Genomic DNA, 19,994 nt, shown 5'->3' with positions numbered 1-19,994 from the left:
TCGCCGTGGTGGTCCACGACCAGGACGGCAGCGCCGGCAATGGCAGCCTGACCATCAACATCGTCGACGACCAGCCGTACCTTGGGCCGATCGACCATGGCGTCATAACCGATCAGGCCGGGCTGGTGTTGAGCGGCTCGCTTCATCTGGTGGCGGGGGCGGACGGTATCTCGTCGCTCACCATCACCGGCACCCCGCCATCGAACCTGACGCTCGACGGCACGCACCATCTCATCTACCAGACCGTCGGCAACACGCTAACGGCCTATGCCGATATGGACAACAGCACCACCGTCACCAACGGCGATACGCCGGTGTTCACGCTGACCGGCAATCCAAACACGGGAACATATGAGTTCGATCTCCTGCAGGCGCTGACGGTCATGAACAGTGTCAACGCTGCGTCCGCTTTTGGCTCCGGACCAAGTCAGGAGCAGGAGCTACATTCGGGGACAACAGCGGTAGCGCTACTCTCCTCCATCGACGGTGGCGTCAATGGCTCGACCGTCGGCTGGGGTGCGGGCAACAACAATTTTGATGCCGGCGAGCACATGCGGTTCGATTTCACCGGCAGCAATTCCCCCCAGCCCGTCGCCGGCTTCAATCCGTCAGCGCCACAGTACGCAGATTTCACCTTCTCGAATTACAAGAGTGGCGACAGCATCTCATGTGTCATGCATTTCACGGATGGCACGAGCGCTACCAGTAGCTTCGATCCATCTCAGTACGGGAACAGCGCGCATCAATTGCAGCTTGGCACGTCTGGAAAGCTGATCGATTACATCGACTTCACCGATGTAACCGGTAACGGAAAAGTAGATCTGGCGGGGGTTGCCTCAGTCAGCAACGTTTCCCAGGATCTCTCCTTCAACGTCACAGCAACCGACCACGATGGAGATACGGCAACGAGCGCGCTGACCCTTCACATCGACGGTGGAAGCACGCTGCTGGGCACTTTGGGTGACGATGTGCTGGTCGGCGGTTCAGGCAATGAGACAATGACCGGCGGTGCCGGCGCCGATACCTTCGTTATCAACGCCGCTACCTGGACCAGCCATGGCAGCATCCATGACCTGATCGCCGACTATCACCCCGGTGAGGGTGACACTGTCGATCTGAGCAAAGTTCTGGATGCCGTTTTTGGCGGCAGCCAGACGCTGGCGGATACGTCCAGCAGCGTCAGCGCGACCAATGATGGGACAAATGTCCACATCAACGTTACCCACGGCGGCTCGAATGTCGAAGTGGCGACTTTGACGGCCAATGCGGGCATCTCCCATACGATCAACATCGTGTATGACGACGCGCATCACGCAACGACTGTGAATGTGCCGTAACTACATGCTCGGCGATTAATTAGCTTCGCCGGAGGGAAACGAATATCCCTTTGGCGAATCCTAGTGTGAGGAGGCCGAAACTGCCTTTCTCATTTCCAGGACGTTTGGCTAGAGTAGACGATGGGACAGGCGACCCAGGCAGATGCGAGCACCGTCCTTTACGACAGCGACTGTGGCCCAAGTAGCACAGTACATTGCCGCGCCCGCATGTTATGCATCAGAGAACCATTGAATTGGGGAATAGAGGGGAGCTCATCATGAAGACTGTTGCAAAGCTACTGGTTTCGGCGGCGGCCCTGTTGTTGACGGCCGGATCGGCGGGCTACGCCGCCGACATCATCGGCGGCTCGACGGCTGACTATTGCCGTGTCGCCGGCAACTCGGACCTGGTGCGGACCGACAACATCGTCGATTTGAAGAGCCAGGTGGTAAGGCTGATGGACGAGTCGGTCGCCGTCGCCAACAGCCCGGAATGGATCAATTCATCCAGGCCGGTTTTCGTCTGGGCGTCGGAAGCCAAGGTCGCCTGCGGCATGGCTTACGGCTACCTGAAGACGAATTATCGCGACGAGGATACACTCGACAAATGCGAGTGTTTTCACGAGCGCATGGTCGAGTACATGAACTGACCAGGCAGGCGGGAACGTCGGGCCGATGATTGGCGATCCCATGTCGTTCGCTGCGATCGCGGGAGCGACCGCATTGGTCGCCCTCTTGCCGTGGGTCACGCCGGCCGGTTCGAGGGAGCAGGCCGGCGAGCGAGCTTCCACTTCCATCCGCCACTGCCAGCCTGCGCCAGGACAAGGGCTGGAGGTGACCAAGCAGAAGAACGCAGTCCTTCCGCAGCCGAGGACCTCGGCGAGAACGGCGCAAATCCGCCGTAACATATTTTGAAGATGAGACCGGGAAGGGCAAGGTCACACAATCTGGCGGCGTATCGGGTGGGAGCAAGCATGGGATTTGGCCGACAGGTACACCGTCTGCGAACGTTGGCGGCGGCCTCCGTGCTGGCGGGATCGTTGCTGGGTTGTCAGTCGAAAGGCAGCGTGTCCGACGCACTCGATCCGGCCGCCATCCAGGCCGGCAATCAACCGGCTGTTGTCGCTGCCGCCAGCGCAAGCCAGGCGACGCAGTCTCTCGGCACTGGCCCCACGAAGGTTGCCATGCTGCTGCCCCTCTCCGCGCCGGGAACGGCGGGGGAAAGTGGCAGGAAGATGCTCGACGCCGCAAAACTCGCGATGACCGATCTTGGCAATCCGCTGCTTACGGTGACCGTCGAGGACACGCGAGGCGACGTGGGTTATTCCCAGCAATTGGCGATCAAGGCCATAACGTCGGGGGCGAAAATTGTCATCGGCCCGACCGAATTGCCCGCGGCACAGCATGTCGCTCAACTGTCGGGGTCGAACCGGCCGCCGGTTCTGGCTCTTGCCGACAATTTCGCCGGCGGTCCAGGCGTCTACGCCGTGTGCCTCACTGAAGCAGACAGCGCCGCGGCGGGTGCCGGCGCCATCGCGGCCAAGGGCGGCAAGAAATTCGTCCTGCTTGTCCCGGCAGGGTCGAATGCCGGCATAGTCGAGAAGCGGGTTGCCAACAGCCTCAGCGTATACGGAGCCACACTTGCGGTCACCATACCCTATTCGGCCGCCGACAATGGCGCCAAGGCGGTTGCCGATATGGGTTCGCTTGTGGAGATGCCTGATGCCGTCGTTGTTGCCAGCGGTGACGGCAGCCCGTCGCCGATCCTCATCGCTTTGAAAGCAAAAGGTATTCCGGGAAAGTCGACCTCCGTGGTCGGCACAAATCGCTGGCTGGATCGCCCGATCGATCCGCTTTTCGAAGGCGCCTATATCGCAACGCTCGATCCACGCGAGACGGGTCCCATTGCGGATCGTTTCAAGGCGACTTTCAAATACGAGCCTGACGTCAATGTCGCTTATGCCTATGATACGGTCGCCCTGACAGCCGGGATCGCAAGCGCACTTGGACCTGCCAGTTTCAGCAGAAAAGTCTTCGAGAGTCCGAGCGGGTTTCGCGGGTCGACCGGTTTGTTCCGGTTTCGCGCCGACGGATCCAGCGAACGGTCGATGCCTTTCTATCGAATTGAAAAAGGGGCGCTCAAACTGGTTGCCAAATCGACGTCGGGTTTCTGACTGGGCGTAGACCCGATGGGCAAAGCACAACGCGTCCGCATCATGATCGCGATCGGAAGCCTTGAGCTCTTGATCGGAATTTTGTTGATTGTCCGGGCAGCGCACCTGTTCCGGGTCGATCCGCCAATTGTCGCCTCGGCCCCCGAAGCCGGGCACAAGGACCTCCGGCGCCCGGTTCGCTTCCTTTCCAGTTCGGCACGCACGATCGCTCAGGACCTCATCGCACCGCCGCAGATCGACGCGACGCGCATCGAGCGAGCGGAGCCACGTTCGCCGCTCGGCGAACTCGGCCTCGCGTCCCCTCCGAAAACACCGATGCCGCAGGATTGGCGGGAGATGCTGCTGTACGGCCCGCAGGCCACGTCGTCAGCCGGCTTCGAATCCATGGGCCGAAAAGTGACGATCAGCGGCGTGCAGGGCGTCGAGATAGACAGGACTTGCCTGTTTGGCGATATCTCCTGGCCTTGCGGGCAAAGGGCACGCGCTGCTTTCAACCGCTGGCTTCGCGGACGGGCGTTGAAATGTTTCGTGCCACCGGAAATTGACCGTTTCCCGATCGCCGCGCCGTGCCGGCTGGGACAGCAGGATGTCGGCGCCTGGCTCGTATCCAACGGCTGGGCCCTGGCTTTGCCTGATAGCATCTATGGCAAGGCCGAGGCGACAGCCAGAGCCGCGGAAATGGGAATCTTCGGCCCACCTGTGTAGGCGCTTCGGCCAACGATACCATCAAACGCTGAACCGCTCTAAGGGCGGCTGCGCAAGATTATCAACTTCGATCCGTCAAATTGTATTGTTCCTGGAGACTAAAATCGTAACTTGCCGGCCATATGCTTGCCGACCAAACAGGAGATTGGCCGTGACGAAAGCATCGACGGGGACCAACGCATGGCAGGATGTCATGCGTTTAGCCCTCTTGGGAACCATCGCCAGCCTGTGCGTTTCCTTTGGCTTGAATTATCTGCTTCTGTTCATCGATGCCTTGACCCCGTTCGGCCGTGGCGTGATCACCGCAGCGGTCCTGCCTCTGGTGATTTGCCTGCCACTGTTTGTGTTCATAGGTCTGAAGTTGGCCGATATCCGCCACTATCGACGGGAACTCAACAAGGCGGCAAGCTATGACGGGTTGACCGGCTGCCTGAACGGGACCGTTTTCGCATCACTCGTCGAACGCAGAGCGGTAAAACCCTCGGCGCCGGGCTCGCGATCGGGCGCCTTCCTGGTGATTCACCCCGAGCATCTGCGCGCCATCAACCTGCGCTTCGGCCTTGGCTGGGGCGATGAAGCCCTGCGCCTCATAGCCTCGGCCATCCGATCCTCCGTTCGCTCGGAGGATGTGATTGGCCGCATCGGCGCTTCGATGTTCGGAGTGTTTCTGCCCGGAGCAAGCGAAGCCGACGCCAGAAAGATTGGCGAGCGTATTCGTGCCGGCGTCTCGCAAGTCTATTTCGCGCCCCAAGGAGGCGAAGAAGTCCTGGCCGTGAAACTCGGAGGTGTGGTGTTTGAGCAGGAACTGGAGTTCGAGGACATGTTCCGGTCTGCGGCAGAGCGCTTGTCGGCGCCTCGACCGGACGGCGGTTTCGACTTGTCGCATCTTCACGCCTAGCCGCAGTTGACCAGCCGCGAAGACGGCCGGTCTCTTCACCGCCGGTACTTGCGCAATTGCTAAAATAATGAAAAACCTTCAAACCGGGATGTGGCGTTCCAGTTAGGGAGACGTTTCGAGACTGGTGACAGTTAGAACGTTCTGGCAAAAATGTATTTTCCGCAGTTTCTGATAGGTATGTTCGGCACGCTGGGCTTCGTGGCTGTCTGGATCTTTGCGGCAACGGGTTCCTTATGGCATGCGCTTGGCTGGACCGCGGTCGCCGCGATAGTTTTGCAGATTGGGTATTTCGTCGCCGTGATGATGCTGGTCATTGGGGGCGCATCCCGGAAAATGGACTCCGAGGATTTTGCCGACAGTGATGCCGACTTGCCTGCGCCCTTTGAACATGACGGCGTCGCCTAAAAGCAAAGAGATAGGGCGGTTCTGCATTTCCGCGAAATGATGGAACGCTCTAACAGGCAGGGCAAAGGCCGGCCAAACCTGTCGGTCCCCTCTCCTTGTCGAAGGCAGGATGGCGGTCGACATTGATCGTGTGCAGCGCGACGCCGCCGGCAAGCGCCAGCGAATGCACGCCATTGCCGCGGTGAAGCAGATCGCCCCAACCGGCACTTGGCCGCCGGACATCCACGGATAGCGCCGGATCGCCTCCTCAGGCCGATCCGCCCGCCTGGTGCGCGGCGATCGCGGCGAGAAAAACCTGGCCGAACTCCTTGAGCTTCGCCCCGCCCACGCCATTCACCCCGGCGAAGGCGTCGAGATCGCGCGGGCGGCGTTCGGCCATGTCGATCAGCGTGCGATCGGAGAACACGACATAGGCCGGCACCTGACGCTCCCTGGCAAGACGCAGCCGCAGCGATTTGAGCGTGGCGAGCAGCGATGCATCCACGCCTTCGGCGTTCGCGGCGCCTTCGGCCGCCCGCATCTTGCGCAAGGCGCGGCCGTGCATCTCGACGCGGTAGTGGAACGGCACCTCGCCCCGGCCAAGCGCATGGCCTTTGTCGGCAATGGCAAGGCCGCCATGGCCGCTCGGGTCCGGCTCCAGGAAGCTTCCGGCGACGAGCTGCCGGATCAACGATATGAAGAAATCCTTCTTGTGCGCCACGCCGCTGCCGAAGCTCGCCAGCCGCTCATGGCCCCTGGCCAGGACCTTCTCGGTCTCGTGGCCGAGCAGGATGTCGGTGACATGGGTGGCGCCGAAGCGCTCGCCACTCTGCGCCACCGCCGCCAGGATGACACATGCCTCGGCGACGCCGTCCGCGCGCGGCACCTGGTCGAGGCAGTTGTCGCAATTGCCGCAAGGCTGCGCCTCCTCGCCGAAATAGCCGAGCAACACCTGGCGGCGGCACTGCGCCGTCTCGCAATAGCCGATCAGCGTGTCGAGCCGGCGATGCGCCCTCCGCTTGTGCTCGGTGGACGCGTCCTCGTCGTCGATGAACAGCCGGCGCATGCGGATATCGCCAAGGCCGTAAAGCATATGCGCCTCGGCCTTGCGCCCATCGCGGCCGGCGCGGCCGATCTCCTGATAATAGGCCTCCAGGCTGCCCGGCATGTCGGTATGGAAGACATAGGCGACATCGGGCTTGTCGATGCCCATGCCGAAGGCGATGGTCGCCACCATGACGACGCCGGAGAGCGTCATGAAGGCGTTTTGATTGGCCTCACGCGTCTCCTTGCTCATCCCGGCATGATAGGTGAGCGCGGTGACGCCGTTCTTCTCGAGGAAGGCTGCCATCTCCTCGGTCTTCTTGCGCGACAGGCAATAGACGATGCCGCTCTTGCCGGCGTGGCGCTCGATGAAACGCAGCAATTGCCGCTTGCTGTCCTGCTTGGATTCGATCGCCAGCTTGATGTTTGGCCGGTCGAAACCCAGCACCAGGGTTTCGACCCGCTCGGCGAACAGCCGGGATTCGATGTCGGTGCGTGTGCTCTCGTCCGCCGTTGCCGTCACCGCGATGATCGGCACGTTGGGGAAGATGCCGCGCAGCCGCGACAAGTCCTCATACTCAGGCCGGAACGCCGGCCCCCATTGCGAGATGCAATGCGCCTCGTCGATGGCGATCAGGCTGACGTCGAGCCGCGAAAGCGCCTCGAGCATGCGCTCGGTCATCAGCCGCTCCGGCGCCAGATAGAGCAGCCGCGTCTGGCCGGAAGCGATACGGCGCCAGGCCGCGACATTGGCCTCGCGGTCGAGCGAGGAGTTGATCGTGTCGGCCGCCACGCCGGCAAGGCGCAAGGCGGCGACCTGATCCTGCATCAGCGCGACCAGCGGCGAGACGACGATAGTGAGCCCGCCCAGGACCAACGCCGGAACCTGGTAGCAGAGCGACTTGCCGGCGCCCGTCGGCATCACGGCCAGCACGTGTCGTCCGCTGAGCAGCGCGTCCATGACGTCGGCCTGGCCGGGGCGGAAGTCATCGAAGCCGAACACGTCCTTCAGGACGCGCCGCTTGGCATCCGGCTTGTCCGCCGATCCGTGCATGGAGAGATGGTTCCTCTTTGGCCGAACCATGGTCCTAAAGCGAAGCGCGCGGGAATGCCACCGGGAACTCATTCGTAAAGTCCGAGCTAGCAATTCATCTAAGGCCGCGTCGGTCTGCAGATTCCCGCATAGGGTGTATAGGTTGGCTCCCACACTTTAAGAATCGGACCCGAAACGGGAGCACCTGAAGGGCTGGCTGCGCCGCACTGGCTTGGCACCTTTCCTTGCGGGAGCCGCGGGCCGACTGGATTCCTGCAGGGACCGGGATGTAAGCTCAGCCCCTACGACAGGGGGAGGACGCGATGCTGCAGGTCAGACAGGACACGCTCGGCGACCGGTTCAAACGGCAGCGTGCGGCCTTCCAGGCACAGCCCTTTCCGGACCTTGGCGTACGAAAGGAGCGCCTGAAACGCCTGCTGGCGCTCACCGAAAAGCATGAGGCGGAAATCTGCGCGGCGATCGACGCCGACTTCGGCGGCCGCTCGGCGCATGAGACCCGCCTTGCCGAACTGTTCGTCGTGCGCGCCGGCATCCGCCACACGCTTTCCCATCTTCGCGGCTGGATGCGGAAGCGTCGTGTCGCCACCACCTTGCCGTTCCTGCCCGGCCGAAATCGCCTGCTGCCGCAGCCGCTTGGCGTCGTCGGCATCGTCTCGCCCTGGAACTACCCCTTCCAGCTCGCCATCGCACCGGTCACGGCAGCCCTGGCCGCCGGTAACCGCGTGCTGGTCAAGCCTTCCGAACTGACGCCTGCTTTCTCGGCGTTGCTCGCCAGACTGGCCAGCGAGCACTTTGCCCCCGACGAGTTGAGCGTGATCACCGGCGACGCCGAAATGGGCAAGGCCTTCGTATCGATGCCCTTTGATCATCTCCTGTTCACCGGCTCGACCGCGGTCGGCCGCCAGGTCGCTATCGCCGCTGCCGCCAATCTGACCCCGGTCACGCTCGAACTCGGCGGCAAGTCGCCGGCGATCCTCGATCCCTCATGCGATCTCGATGCGGCTACATTGCTTATGGCAAGCTGCTCAATGCCGGGCAGACCTGCATCGCGCCGGATTATCTGCTGGTGCCCAGGGGACAGGCAGGCACGGTCGCCGCGAAGCTCGCCACGGCGGTGGCGCGGCTCTACCCCACCCTGCGCGACAACCCCGACTACACCGCCATCATCAGCGACCGGCATTACCAGCGCCTGCGCGCCATGATCGCGGAAGCCCGCCACGCCGGCGCCGATGTCGTCGAAATCAATCCGGCCGGCGAAGAGCTCGGCACTGCGAACCGAAAGCTGCCGCCGACCTTGGTCAGGAATGCCGGTCCGGACCTGCGGCTGATGCGCGAAGAGATTTTCGGCCCGGTGCTGCCGATCGTCGAATATGACACCGTCGACGATGCGATCGACCATGTGAACCGGGCCGACCGGCCGCTGGCGCTCTACTGGTTCGGCCACGACAGCCGCAACCGCCAACGCATCCTGCATGAGACCCTCGCCGGCGGCGTCACGATCAACGACTGCATGCTGCATCTGGTACAGGAGAACCAGCCTTTCGGCGGTGTCGGCGCCAGCGGCATGGGCGCCTATCACGGCGAATGGGGGTTCCGCACCTTCAGCAAGGACAAGCCGGTTTTCCTGCAGTCCAGACTGAGTGCGGGAGGACTTCTACGCCCGCCCTACGGCAAGACGTTCGAGCGGCTTTTCAGCCTGCTCAGGCATATCAGCTGACCAACGCCGGGCGTTTTAGTGCCGGAATGACCAGCGCACCGGCGATGATAGCGGTTGATACCGCCCCCTATTATTGCGTTTGGCACATATTCCCTCTGGATTCGGCCGGAATTTGCTGTCTTTTTGCACGATCTTTTCCGACTTATTCCCGATCTCATAGCTAACGGATCCGCCTGGCCATGGATCTGCCCGCGCCGCTGCTTATCTTCTACGTCCGCAACGACGCCCTCGGCGACGGGTTGCTGAGGATACCGGCGTTGCGGGCGGCAAGAACGGCCTTCCCGCGAAGCCATATCGTCTATGGCAGCCAGGGCAAGTCCTCGCTTACGGGCATATTGCACAAGCATGCCGCCCCCTCGTCGACGACTTCAGGACGATTATGCCGCTTTCCGCCATTCTGGCTGAGTTCGCCCGGCCCGGCGGACAAACGACGGTCGTCGACTTCCGGGCGGGCGTGCCCGGGCTGATGGTGACAGCATTGCAGCTTGTCGGCCGCGGCGTCCGCTACGAGCCAATTTTGCCGGTCATCTCCTGTCGCTGCGGTGGGGCACAAGATGGACCTTGCGGCCCGAACACAATGCCTGGCGCTACCACCGGCTGATCGAGCGCCTCGCCGGCCGGCACTTGCCATTCGACCATCGGCTCGATGTCCCGCAGGCCGCCCGGACCCAGGCGCGCCGGCTTCGCGGAAGCGGCGACCGGCCGCTGGTCCTGCTTGGCGGCAATGCCAGGGGCAACAAGTTCATGAGCGAGGCCCAGGTCGCCGCCATGGCCAGCAATCTCATCGATGCCGGCTATGAGGTTCTGTATCTGGTGACCCCCGGCGACGGACCGACGCCGCAGGCCCTTCTCGCCAGGGAGAGCCGTCTTTCGGTGGTCGGTCCGGAACGCGAGCTCGGTGTCGAGGCGTTCGGCGACCTCCTGCTGGCGCTTGGCGAGATGGCTGCCGCCTATGTGGGCATGGAAGGCGGGCTGGGGCACCTGTTCGCCACCGTCATGACGCCGACGGTGATCGTCAACAATGGCGCCAATCTCGAGCGGTGGCGGCCGCTGTCGAACCGGGTCGAAGTGGTGACGGCGCCGAGGCGCGGCAGAACAGCCAACGTCTCCGACACGCCGGTCGAGTCCATTCTCGAGGCCACGCACCGCTTGCTCGCCGCCGGTCGCCGTGACCACGCGGATTTAGTCTATTAAGTTAAGCTTATATTCACCACAATCCGGCAGGTTCCCAATCCTGCGGTGATGTTTTGAGTACCGCGGCGCCACAAGCGCCCAGGCAACGCCCGCGCCTCTTCGGAGGCGCGGGTTTTGATTTGCGCAAGGGATCAACGCAAGCGTGCATCCTCCGCCCGGCTCGCGGCAAACTGGCGGCGTCCGTCAGATCAGAAAATCAGCCCGGCGCGGCGTGAAACTGTCGACCAGCCGCCCCGCTTCCAGCGCCTTGACGCCATGCACCAGACCGGACGGCACGATGAAGCTGCCGCCGGCATCGAGGACCTTGGTCCGACCGTCTATGGTCACCTCGAAGCGGCCCTCGGCGACGTAGCTTGCCTGGACATGCGGATGCGAGTGCAATGCACCGATGCCGCCCTTGTCGAAACCGAACTCGACCATCATCAATTCGTCCGTGTGCAGCAGAACGCGCCGCCTGTTGCCGTCCGGCGTTGGCGTCCAGGCACCCTCGCCGGCTTGCGCGAACATCTTCGGCTCCGTCATCGTCACCTCCTCACCGCGCCAGCCAGCCGCCATCCACCGGCATCACCGCGCCATGCATGTAGTTCGATGCCTGAGCCAGCAAGAAAACGGCGGCATCGCCAATGTCTCCCGGCTCGCCCCAGCGGCCCGCCGGAATGCGCGCCAGGATGGCAGCGCTTCTGTCAGGGTCGGCACGCAGCGCCTGCGTATTGTTGGTTTCGATATAGCCCGGCGCGATGCCGTTGACGTTGATGCCTTTCGCCGCCCATTCGCAGGCGAGCAGCCGGGTGATGCCAAGCACGCCATGCTTGGAGGCGGTGTAGGACGCGACGCGGATGCCGCCCTGAAAGCTCAGCACCGAGGCGATGTTGACGATCTTGCCCTTGCGCCCACCGGCCAGGACGCGCCTGGCGAAGACCTGACAGAGCAGGAAGACCGTCTTCAGGTTGACGTCGAGCACGTCGTTCCATTCAGCCTCGCTCAGATCGACGGCATCGGCGCGCCGGATGATGCCGGCATTGTTGACCAGCCCGTCGAGCGGTCCGCTTTCTTCCCAGACCCGGTCCAGCATCGGTCCGGCCGCCGCCGTGTCGGCAAGGTCGGCGGTAACAGCTTCGAACTGCCCGCCGACCTCGGCGATCCTTGCCGCCGTCTCGTCCATCGATGAGCGGCCGACGCCGACGACCGCGCCGCCCGCACGCGCGATCGACACCGCTATGCCTTGGCCGATTCCGGTATTGGCGCCGGTAACGAGGATGCGTTTGCCGGCCAGACTGAAAGCGGAGAGGTCGCTCACCGCAGTTCTTCCATCGCCACCGGATCGACATCGGTGTAGTCGACATTGTCGCCGGCCATTGCCCAGATGAAGGCGTAGTTCGACGTACCGGCACCCGAATGGATCGACCAGCCGGGGGACAGCACAGCCTCCTCGTTGCGCATCACGATATGGCGCGTCTCGTCGGGTTCGCCCATGAAATGGAAGACCCGCGCCGTGTCCGCCAGATCGAAATAGAGATAGGCCTCCATGCGCCGGTCATGCACATGGCATGGCATGGTGTTCCAGACAGAGCCGGGTGCGAGCTGCGTCATGCCGACGACGAGCTGGCAGGTTTTCGCGCCATCGGCGTGGATGAACTGGAAGATCGAGCGCTCGTTGCAGGCGTCCTTGCTGCCGAGATCGACGCGCCTGGCGTCGCCGATGCGGATCAGCCGATTGGGATGAGCTTGATGCGCCGGCGCGCTCAACAGGTAGAACTTAGCCGGCTCATCGGCATTCGCCGACGCGAACAAGACGTCGCTGGTGCCCATGCCGAGATAGAACATGTCGCGCGCCAGGAGCGTGAACAGCTGGCCACCGGCTTCGATCGTGCCCGCACCGCCGATGTTGACGGCGATCAGCTCGCGGCGATCGAGAAAGCCCTTTGTTCCTGTCGGCTTGATCGCTTCCAGCCGAAGCGGACTGCCGGCCGGCACGGCGCCGCCGACGATCATCCGGTCGTAGTGGGTGTAGGTCAGGCGGATGCGGTCGAGCTGAAACAGGTCTTCGATATGGAAGTTATGGCGCAGTTCGTCGGCGCCCATGGCCGCCGCGGCGACGGGGTCGATGGCGAAACGCAATGTGTAGTCGGTATGGCTCTGGTTCATCTCTGCCCTGACTTCCAATAATCACTCGCCGGCGGCGGCTTTGACCGAACTGGCATAGAAGACCTGCCTAGCATGCAGGCGTTCGCGGTAGCGCTGCTGGCTGGCGGTGAGGTGCGTGCGCATCGCCTCGCGCGCGGCTTCTGCATCGCCGGACGTGATCGCGTTGAGGATCACCAGATGCTCCTCCTGCAGACCGCGCTGGTAGCTGTCGGATTGCACAAGTTCCGTCGACCAGGGCGAGGTCACGTCGCACGGTATGGCGCGCCGGCCGAGCACGTCGAGCATTTCGACATAGAACGGATTGTTGGTGGCGCTGGCGATGGCGCGGTGGAAGGCGAGATCGGCCGGCCCGGTCGGCTCGCTGTTGAGCAGCAGTCGTTCGAACTCGAAGAAGGCTTCCTGGATCGCCGCTTCCTGCGCGGCATTGCAGCGGATGGCGGCGAGCCCGGCGGATTCGATCTCGATCGCCAGGCGTACCTCCAACACGTTAAGCGCGATGGAATCCTTGGTGCCCATGTCGGCGGCCAGCGCGCCGAATATCGTCGAGATGTGCTCGATGACGAAGACGCCCGCCCCCTGGCGAGGCTCGACCAGGCCGTCGGCGGCAAGCTTGGCCAAGGCCTCGCGGATGACGGTGCGGCTGACGCCGAAGGTTTCGGTCAGCTGGCCTTCGGTCGGCAGTTTGTGGCCGGGCAGGATCTCGCCCGCCTGCAACTGCTTGCGGATCGCCGCCACGACGGTCTCCGAGAGTTTGGGTTTTCTCTCGACCCGGAGGTCGGCAACTGTTTCGGACACGTGGTGAACCTCCTAAAGCAATTCCAGGAAAGTGCGTAGCCGTCTTCCGTCCGGAATTGCGTAAAAACAAAAAGTTGGAGCGGGCCAGCGATTCTATCCGTCGCTGGCCCGCTCTAGTGGAACAGGCTCGGCAGCCATAACGAGATTTCCGGTATGTAGGTGACGAGCATCAGCACGGCGAAGGCCGCGCCATAGAACGGCCAGATCGAGCGCATCGCCGTCCAGATCGGGATGCGGCCGATGGCGCAGCTGACGAAGAGCACGGCGCCCACCGGCGGCGTGCACAGGCCGATGCCGAGATTGAGGATCAGGATGACGCCGAAATGCACGGGATCGACGCCATAGGCCATGACCACGGGCAGGAAGATCGGGGTGGTGATGATGATCAGCGGCGACATGTCCATGAATGTACCGAGGATGAGCAGGACGATGTTGATCAACAGCAGGATGACCAGCTTGTTGTCGGATACCGACTGTAGAAAGGCGACCAGCGCGGCGGGAACCCTGAGATAGGCGAGCAGCCAGCCAAAGGCGGCGGCGCAGCCGATGATCATCAGCACCATCGCCGTCGTGCGCACCGCCGCCGTGGTCGCGGCGACGAAGTCGCCCCAGCTCATCGAACGGTAGATGACAAGCGTCACCAGGAAGGCGTAGACGATGGCGATGCACGAGCTTTCCGTCGCCGTGAAGACGCCCGACCTGACGCCGCCGAAGATGATGCCGATCAGCACGAGGCCAGGAATAGCGGCGACAAGAAGTTGCATCGCGCGACCGAAGCCGGCGAAGGGCTCGGTGGGATAGCCGCGCCGGCTGGCGACCCAATAGGCCGTGATCATCAGCGAAAGCGCCAAGAGCAGGCCTGGTATGACGCCCGCCGTGAACAGGTCGGCGATCGAGATGCGGCCGCCAGCCGAGATCGAATAGATGATCATGTTGTGCGACGGCGGGATCAGCAAGGCGATGATGGCGCCGACCGAGGTGATGTTGACGGCATAGTCGACGCCGTAGCCGCGCGCCTTCATCTGCGGGATCATCAGCCCGCCGACCGCCGAGGCGTCCGCCACCGCCGATCCGGAAATGCCGCCGAACATGGTCGAGGCGGCGATGTTCACCTGGCCCAGGCCGCCGCGCAGATGGCCGACCAGCGATCCGGCCAGCGCCACCAGGCGCGCCGCGATCCCGCCGCGCACCATCAGATCGCCGGCGAAGATGAAGAAGGGAATGGCCATCAGCGAGAACACGCTGACCCCGGAATTGAGCCGCTGGAACACCACCACCGGCGGCAGGCCCAGTATGAGGATCGTCGCGAAGCTGGCAACGCCGAGGCAGAAGGCGATCGGCGTGCCGATAACGAGCAGGAACACAAAGGTTCCGAACAGGACGATCAGCGCCATGGTTCAGGGCTCCTCGCCGGTCGCATAAATGTCGGCGTCGACCGGCAATCCGGCAAAACGCCCGGCCAGGCGCTCCAGCGAAAACAGGCAAACCAGCGCACCGCCCAGAATAACCGGCAGGAAGCTGACCCCGCCCGGCAGGGCGAGCGAGGGCATCACGGTATTCCAGGTCAGCCTTGCCAGTTGTATGCCGTAGATGATCATGCCGGCGCCGAAGGCCAGAACGACAAGGTCGGAAATACTGCGCAGCACCGCCTTCGCCGAGGCGGGCAACACATAGAGCAGCACATCGAAACCAAGATGCGTGCGTTCGCGCACACCGACCGCGGCGCCCAGGAAGATGAACCATCCCATCAAAAGCACCGAGAAGGATTCGGTCCAGCTTGGCGACCGGTTGAGCACGTAGCGCGAGAACACCTGCCAGAAGATGATAATCGTCATCAGCGTCAATCCCGCTCCGCTGACCCATAGGGCCAGCCGGGCAAGCCCGGAAAGAAGGCGCTCCGCCCGCAGCCAGAACCCAGTCTGGCCCGACCGGCCGGAAGGCAGCGCGGGGGTCTCCGCGCTGCCCGGCGTGCTGCCCGTCATCGTCATTTCTCGGCCTGTATCCGAGCGGCCAGGTCTTTCAGCTCGGGCGTCGACAAATACTTGTCGTAGACAGGCTTCATCGCATCGATCAGCGGCTGCTTGTCGATGTCGCTAACCTTCACGCCGGCGGCCTCGACTATGCCGCGCGACTTCTTCTCCTGCGCGTCCCAGAGTTCGCGCATCTTGACGACGCTGTCCTTGGCTGCTTGCCGCACGATCGCCTGGTCTTCCGGCGACAGCTTGCCCCAGCTGGCCTTGGACATCACCAGCACTTCCGGGACGATCTGGTGTTCGTCCATCGTATAGTGCTTGGCAACTTCGTAATGCTTGGCGGATTCGAAGCTCGGCCAGTTGTTCTCGGCACCGTCGATAACGCCTGTCTGCAGTGCCGAATACACCTCGCCATAGGCCATTGGCGTGGCATTGGCGCCGAGCGCATTGACCATGTCGACGAACACGTCCGACTGGATGACGCGGAACTTCATGCCCTGCATGTCGACCATCGAGGTGATGTCCTTCTTGGTGTTGTAGAAGGAACGCGCGCCCGAATCGTAGAAGGCCAGGCCGATGAGGTCATGCGCCTCGAAGGCCTTCAGGATCTGATCGCCGATCGGACCGTCCATGACATGGCGCATATGCTCGACCGAGCGGAACATGTAGGGCAGCGACGGCACCGCGGTTTCCGGTACGATGCCGTTGAATGGACCCATCGAGACGCGGTCGAGATCGATGACGCCGGCCTGGGTCTGTTCGATCGTGTCCTTTTCCTCGCCAAGCTGCGCGGAATGATAGACCTCGATCGAATAGCGGCCATTGCTGCGCTGTTTGATCAGGTCACCCATGTATTTCACCGCCTCGACCGTCGGATAGCCGTCCGGATGGGTATCCGACGATCGCAGTACGGTTTCAGCGTTGGCAATGCCGATCAGCAGCGAGCCGAAGGCGAATGTGGCCGCCGTCACTTTCGATAAAAACAACATGACTTCCTCCCTTTGAAATCAAAACGCCCGGCTCACAGCCGGTACGCCTTCTTGGCAAGCGTGTAGGCAAGCTCTCTGGCCAGTTCATGCGCCTCGTCCTCGCGCAGCCGGTGCGCGGCGACGAGGCGCGCGAGGAACGCACAGTCGACCCGCCGGGCCACGTCATGACGAGCCGGGATCGAGGGAAAGGCACGGGTGTCGTCGTTGAAACCGACGGTGTTGTAGAAGCCCGCTGTTTCCGTCGTCATCTCGCGGAAACGGCGCATACCTTCCGGACTGTCATGGAACCACCAGGCTGGCCCGAGCTTCAGTGCCGGATAGACGCCGGCAAGCGGCGCCAGTTCGCGCGCATAGCTGCTTTCGTCCAGCGTGAAGACGATGACGGTCAGGTCGCGTTCCAGCCCGACGCAATCGAGCAGTGGTTTCAGCGCCGTCACATAATCGGTCCGCGTCGGGATATCGAAGCCCCTGTCGCGGCCGAACTTGTGGAAGATGCCAGGCGAATGGTTGCGCCAGGAGCCGGGGTGGATCTGCAGCACCAGCCCGTCGTCCCGGCTCATCTTGGCCATCTCGGTCAGCATCTGGGCGCGGAACAGTTTTCGCTCGCGTTCGTCCTCCGAGCCGCCGCGGATGCGGTTGAACAGCTCTTGCGCCGCCGCATCGGAAAGATTGGCCGTCTCGGCGGTCGGATGGCCGTGATCGGACGAGGTTGCGCCAAACTCCTTGAAGAAGGCGCGGCGCTGGCGATGCGCGTCGAGATAGCCGGCCCAGGTGCCGGTGTCGCGGCCGGTGATTTCGCCGAGCCGATCGAGATTGGCCGAGAACCCCTCGAAATCGGGATCGACAACCGCGTCCGGCCGATAGGCGGTGACGACGTGGCCATCCCAGCCACTGTCGCGGATCATGCTGTGCCACTTGAGATCGTCCAGTGCACCTTCGGTCGTCGCGATGACCTCGATGTTGAAGCGCTCGAACAGGGCGCGGGGGCGGAAATTCTCCCACTGCAGCAAGGTCGCGATCATGTCGTAGTGACGGTCGGCCGTCGCGGCACTCAGCGGCTCGTCGATGCCGAACAGATGCTCCAGCACATGGTCGAACCACAGCCGCGTAGGCGTGCCCCGGAACAGATGATAGTGCTCGGCGAAGCGCCGCCAGATCGTCCTGCCGTCGGTCTCGACCGGCGCGCCGTCCACGGTCGGCACGCCGAGATCCTCCAGCCGCACGCCCTGGCTGAACAGCATGCGGAAAATGTAGTGGTCGGGCACGATGAGCAATTGCGCCGGATCCGGGAACGGCTCGTTGAGCGCATACCAGCGCGGATCGGTGTGGCCGTGCGGGCTGACGATCGGCAGGTCCTTGATCCCGGCATAAAGGCCCCGGGCGATCGAACGCGGATGGGCCTCGGCGGGAAACAGCAAATCCGCATTGATCAGTGCCACGGTCATCCTCCCGAAGGCGCTATCGGTAGGTTCGGCGGGAAATAATGTCAACATACAAAAATTAGATTGTTGTATGATGACTTCTCTCATTGTGTGGCAGGAGATCGGATGTTACGCCGTCTGCCGATCAGTGCTGAGGCGATTTCATGCCGTCCGACCAGACCAGCCGCGCCACGACGAATAACCGTCTCTCGGGCAAAACCGTTCAGGCGTTACCGGCAGCGGTCGCGACACCCTCCTATGACCGCAGCCGTATTGTCCCGGGTCTCGTGCATCTCGGCGTCGGAGCTTTCCATCGGGCCCATCAGGCCGCCTATGTCGACGACTGCCTGGCGGCGGGCGAGACGGACTGGGGCATAACAGGCGTCTCCTTGCGCAGCGCCGACACGCGCGACGCGCTGGCGCCGCAGGATGGGCTCTACACGCTGGCAATCCGCGGCAGCGGCGGAGAGCGGCTTCAGGTCATCGGTTCCGTCGGTTCGATGCTGGTCGCGCCGGAAGATCCGGACGCGGTGCTGGCGGCGCTGACCGATCCGCACACCCGCATCGTCACGCTGACCATCACCGAGAAGGCTTATCTGAGGGCGGCCGGCGGCGGACTGGACACCACGCATCCCGACATCGTCCACGATCTCGCCAATCCCGGGGCGCCTAGGACGGCGCATGGTTTTCTCGCCGAAGCGCTTGCCCGCAGGCGGGCCGCCGGCACACCGCCCTTCACCGTGCTCTGTTGCGACAACCTGCCCGCCAACGGCGCCACCTTGCACCGGCTGCTGACCGAATTCGCAACGTTGCGCGATGCCGGGCTCGGCTCAACGGGCGAACCCAGCCTCGCTCCGCACATTGCCGACCGGGTCGCATTTCCGTCGAGCATGGTCGACCGCATCGTCCCGGCGACCACGGATGCCGACCGGGCAAGGATATCAGGCGAACTCGGTGTCGAGGATGCCTGGCCCGTGATGGCCGAGCCCTTCCGCCAATGGGTGGTCGAAGACAAGTTTCCGTCGGGCCGTCCTGCCTGGGAAAAATTCGGCGTCACCATGGTCGATGATGTCAGGCCCTTCGAGGACATGAAGCTGAGGCTGCTCAACGGTGCGCATTCGGCCATCGCCTATCTCGGCCTGCTCAGCGGCCACGCCACCGTCGATCGCGCCTTTGCCGATCCGGCGATAAGAAGCTTTGTCGATGCGCTGTGGGCCGAGGCCATCCCGACATTGCCGACGGACGCCGGGCTCAACACATCCGCCTATACGGCGGAACTTGCCGAGCGGTTCTCCAACACAGCGCTCGCCCACCGCACGGCGCAGATCGCCAATGACGGCAGCCAGAAGCTGCCGCAGCGCATCGTTGCTGGCGCGATCGAACGTCTCCACGCAAGTGCCGCGCCAAGGCATCTCGCGCTAGTGGTCGCTGCGTGGATCGCGGCTTGTGAAGCGCGCGGCAAGTCGCTGCCGGAAGCGCATTTCACCGATCCGCTCGATGGACCGCTGACGGCACTTCTTGACCGACGGTCGCCGGCGGACGAAACGGTGGCGGCGGCGTTCGACGTGGCCGGCTTTGCCATGGGCGACCGGGCGCGCGAAACACTGATAGGTCTTGTCGCCGACAGTCTCGGACAGGTGCGCGGCGGCGGACCGGCAGCGGCCATCGCTGCATTGGACTTTTAAACAAAAAAGCGAGGCGAGGCCCCGCTTTTCAGTCGGTGATCTGGTGCCGATCTCAGGCCGGCAGAATGGCGCCTTCCAGCGTGGTGAGCTGGCTAAGGAACTGTTCCGCCTTGCTGCGCGCCTGGTCGTCCTTGGCGTCCACGGCATCTTCCTTGGCTTCCTGGATGCGGCGCGCGAGATCGGCGCGGTCGACATCCTTCACCGCGACCGCCGATTCCGCCAGCAGCGTGCAGCCGGCCGGGACGATGTCGGCGAAGCCACCGAACACGACATACCGCTCTTCGCCGCCGGACGTGGCCTTCACCGTGACGACACCCGGCTTGATCGTGGTCATGACCGGCGCGTGATGCGCCATCACGGTCATCTCGCCCTCGGCGCCCGGAATGACGACCGACTCGACCTCGGCGGAAACCAGCAGGCGCTCCGGTGAGACCAGTTCGAACTTGAAAGCTTCAGCCATGTCAATTTAGTGAGTAGGGACTGGTGAGTAGGAAGTAGGG

19 protein-coding genes and 1 pseudogene are annotated in these 19,994 nt (G+C 63.2%); 9 read left to right on the top strand and 11 right to left on the bottom strand.

Going from position 1 to position 19,994, the window contains the following annotated elements:
- From FJ548_RS25750 to FJ548_RS25725, 6 genes are all read left to right on the top strand, one after another.
- Positions 1-1,337 (top strand): type I secretion C-terminal target domain-containing protein (locus FJ548_RS25750; RefSeq protein WP_140779352.1); only part of this gene is annotated, 1,337 nt, incomplete at its 5' end.
- Between the two features lie 257 nt (positions 1,338-1,594).
- Positions 1,595-1,966 (top strand): hypothetical protein, encoded by a 372-nt coding sequence (locus tag FJ548_RS25745; RefSeq protein ID WP_140779351.1) that lies wholly within the window; start codon positions 1,595-1,597, stop codon positions 1,964-1,966.
- A gap of 324 nt (positions 1,967-2,290) precedes the next feature.
- On the top strand, positions 2,291-3,490 hold the full coding sequence (locus FJ548_RS25740; protein ID WP_140779350.1) for an ABC transporter substrate-binding protein: 1,200 nt from the start codon (positions 2,291-2,293) through the stop codon (positions 3,488-3,490).
- Positions 3,491-3,505: 15 nt separating this feature from the next.
- Positions 3,506-4,195 (top strand): thermonuclease family protein, encoded by a 690-nt coding sequence (locus FJ548_RS25735; protein ID WP_140779349.1) that lies wholly within the window; start codon positions 3,506-3,508, stop codon positions 4,193-4,195.
- A 151-nt stretch (positions 4,196-4,346) separates the two neighbouring features.
- Positions 4,347-5,093, top strand: coding sequence for a GGDEF domain-containing protein (locus FJ548_RS25730; protein WP_226890437.1), 747 nt, complete (start codon positions 4,347-4,349; stop codon positions 5,091-5,093).
- A gap of 150 nt (positions 5,094-5,243) precedes the next feature.
- Positions 5,244-5,498 (top strand): exopolysaccharide production repressor protein, encoded by a 255-nt coding sequence (locus FJ548_RS25725; RefSeq protein WP_140779348.1) that lies wholly within the window; start codon positions 5,244-5,246, stop codon positions 5,496-5,498.
- A gap of 49 nt (positions 5,499-5,547) precedes the next feature.
- Here FJ548_RS25725 and FJ548_RS30045 read toward each other — a convergent pair whose 3' ends face one another.
- Both FJ548_RS30045 and recQ read right to left on the bottom strand, forming a co-directional pair.
- Complete coding sequence (locus tag FJ548_RS30045; RefSeq protein WP_181168909.1) at positions 5,548-5,724, bottom strand: hypothetical protein; 177 nt, start codon at positions 5,722-5,724, stop codon at positions 5,548-5,550.
- 21 nt (positions 5,725-5,745) lie between these two features.
- The gene (gene recQ / locus FJ548_RS25720; protein WP_140779347.1) at positions 5,746-7,575 is read right to left on the bottom strand and encodes a DNA helicase RecQ; all 1,830 of its coding nucleotides are present in this window, start codon (positions 7,573-7,575) and stop codon (positions 5,746-5,748) included.
- Positions 7,576-7,877: 302 nt separating this feature from the next.
- Here recQ and FJ548_RS25715 point away from each other — a divergent pair.
- Both FJ548_RS25715 and FJ548_RS25710 read left to right on the top strand, forming a co-directional pair.
- Positions 7,878-9,292 (top strand): annotated as a pseudogene (locus tag FJ548_RS25715) (aldehyde dehydrogenase family protein).
- 477 nt (positions 9,293-9,769) lie between these two features.
- Entirely contained in the window at positions 9,770-10,486 is a 717-nt protein-coding gene (locus tag FJ548_RS25710; protein ID WP_140779346.1) for a glycosyltransferase family 9 protein, read from the top strand.
- Positions 10,487-10,669: 183 nt separating this feature from the next.
- On the opposite strand, the gene FJ548_RS25705 is transcribed toward FJ548_RS25710, so the two are convergent.
- From FJ548_RS25705 to uxaC, 8 genes are all read right to left on the bottom strand, one after another.
- Positions 10,670-11,008 (bottom strand): cupin domain-containing protein, encoded by a 339-nt coding sequence (locus FJ548_RS25705; protein ID WP_140697941.1) that lies wholly within the window; start codon positions 11,006-11,008, stop codon positions 10,670-10,672.
- Between the two features lie 10 nt (positions 11,009-11,018).
- A complete protein-coding gene (kduD, locus tag FJ548_RS25700; protein ID WP_140697938.1) occupies positions 11,019-11,783 on the bottom strand; it encodes a 2-dehydro-3-deoxy-D-gluconate 5-dehydrogenase KduD in 765 nt (254 codons plus the stop codon).
- Complete coding sequence (kduI, locus tag FJ548_RS25695) at positions 11,780-12,631, bottom strand: 5-dehydro-4-deoxy-D-glucuronate isomerase (RefSeq protein ID WP_140697936.1); 852 nt, start codon at positions 12,629-12,631, stop codon at positions 11,780-11,782. The genes kduD and kduI overlap by 4 nt, the downstream gene beginning before the upstream one ends.
- A 21-nt stretch (positions 12,632-12,652) precedes the next feature.
- A complete protein-coding gene (locus FJ548_RS25690) occupies positions 12,653-13,426 on the bottom strand; it encodes a FadR/GntR family transcriptional regulator (protein WP_140697934.1) in 774 nt (257 codons plus the stop codon).
- A gap of 113 nt (positions 13,427-13,539) precedes the next feature.
- Positions 13,540-14,820 (bottom strand): TRAP transporter large permease, encoded by a 1,281-nt coding sequence (locus FJ548_RS25685; protein WP_140697932.1) that lies wholly within the window; start codon positions 14,818-14,820, stop codon positions 13,540-13,542.
- A gap of 3 nt (positions 14,821-14,823) precedes the next feature.
- On the bottom strand, positions 14,824-15,408 hold the full coding sequence (locus FJ548_RS25680) for a TRAP transporter small permease (protein ID WP_181165712.1): 585 nt from the start codon (positions 15,406-15,408) through the stop codon (positions 14,824-14,826).
- Positions 15,409-15,410: 2 nt separating this feature from the next.
- Positions 15,411-16,388: a TRAP transporter substrate-binding protein gene (locus tag FJ548_RS25675; RefSeq protein WP_140612245.1), complete on the bottom strand. Its 978-nt coding sequence runs from the start codon at positions 16,386-16,388 to the stop codon at positions 15,411-15,413.
- 32 nt (positions 16,389-16,420) lie between these two features.
- Positions 16,421-17,833 carry a glucuronate isomerase gene (gene uxaC / locus FJ548_RS25670; RefSeq protein WP_140779345.1) on the bottom strand — a complete coding sequence of 471 codons (1,413 nt, stop codon included), beginning with the start codon at positions 17,831-17,833 and terminating at the stop codon, positions 16,421-16,423.
- 140 nt (positions 17,834-17,973) lie between these two features.
- On the opposite strand from uxaC, the gene FJ548_RS25665 reads away from it, so the two are divergent.
- Positions 17,974-19,494, top strand: a complete 1,521-nt coding sequence (locus tag FJ548_RS25665; RefSeq protein WP_140779344.1) for a mannitol dehydrogenase family protein — start codon at positions 17,974-17,976, stop codon at positions 19,492-19,494.
- 52 nt (positions 19,495-19,546) lie between these two features.
- Here the strand turns inward: FJ548_RS25665 and FJ548_RS25660 are convergent, their stop codons facing one another.
- Positions 19,547-19,954 carry a F0F1 ATP synthase subunit epsilon gene (locus tag FJ548_RS25660; RefSeq protein WP_140612239.1) on the bottom strand — a complete coding sequence of 136 codons (408 nt, stop codon included), beginning with the start codon at positions 19,952-19,954 and terminating at the stop codon, positions 19,547-19,549.
- Between the last annotated feature and the right edge of the window lie 40 nt (positions 19,955-19,994).

The sequence above is a fragment of the Mesorhizobium sp. B2-4-17 genome, assembly GCF_006441275.1.
In the GTDB taxonomy this organism is placed as follows: Bacteria; Pseudomonadota; Alphaproteobacteria; order Rhizobiales; family Rhizobiaceae; genus Mesorhizobium.
Note: the sequence above shows the minus strand (reverse complement) of the source record. Positions and strands in the feature narration are given on the sequence as shown.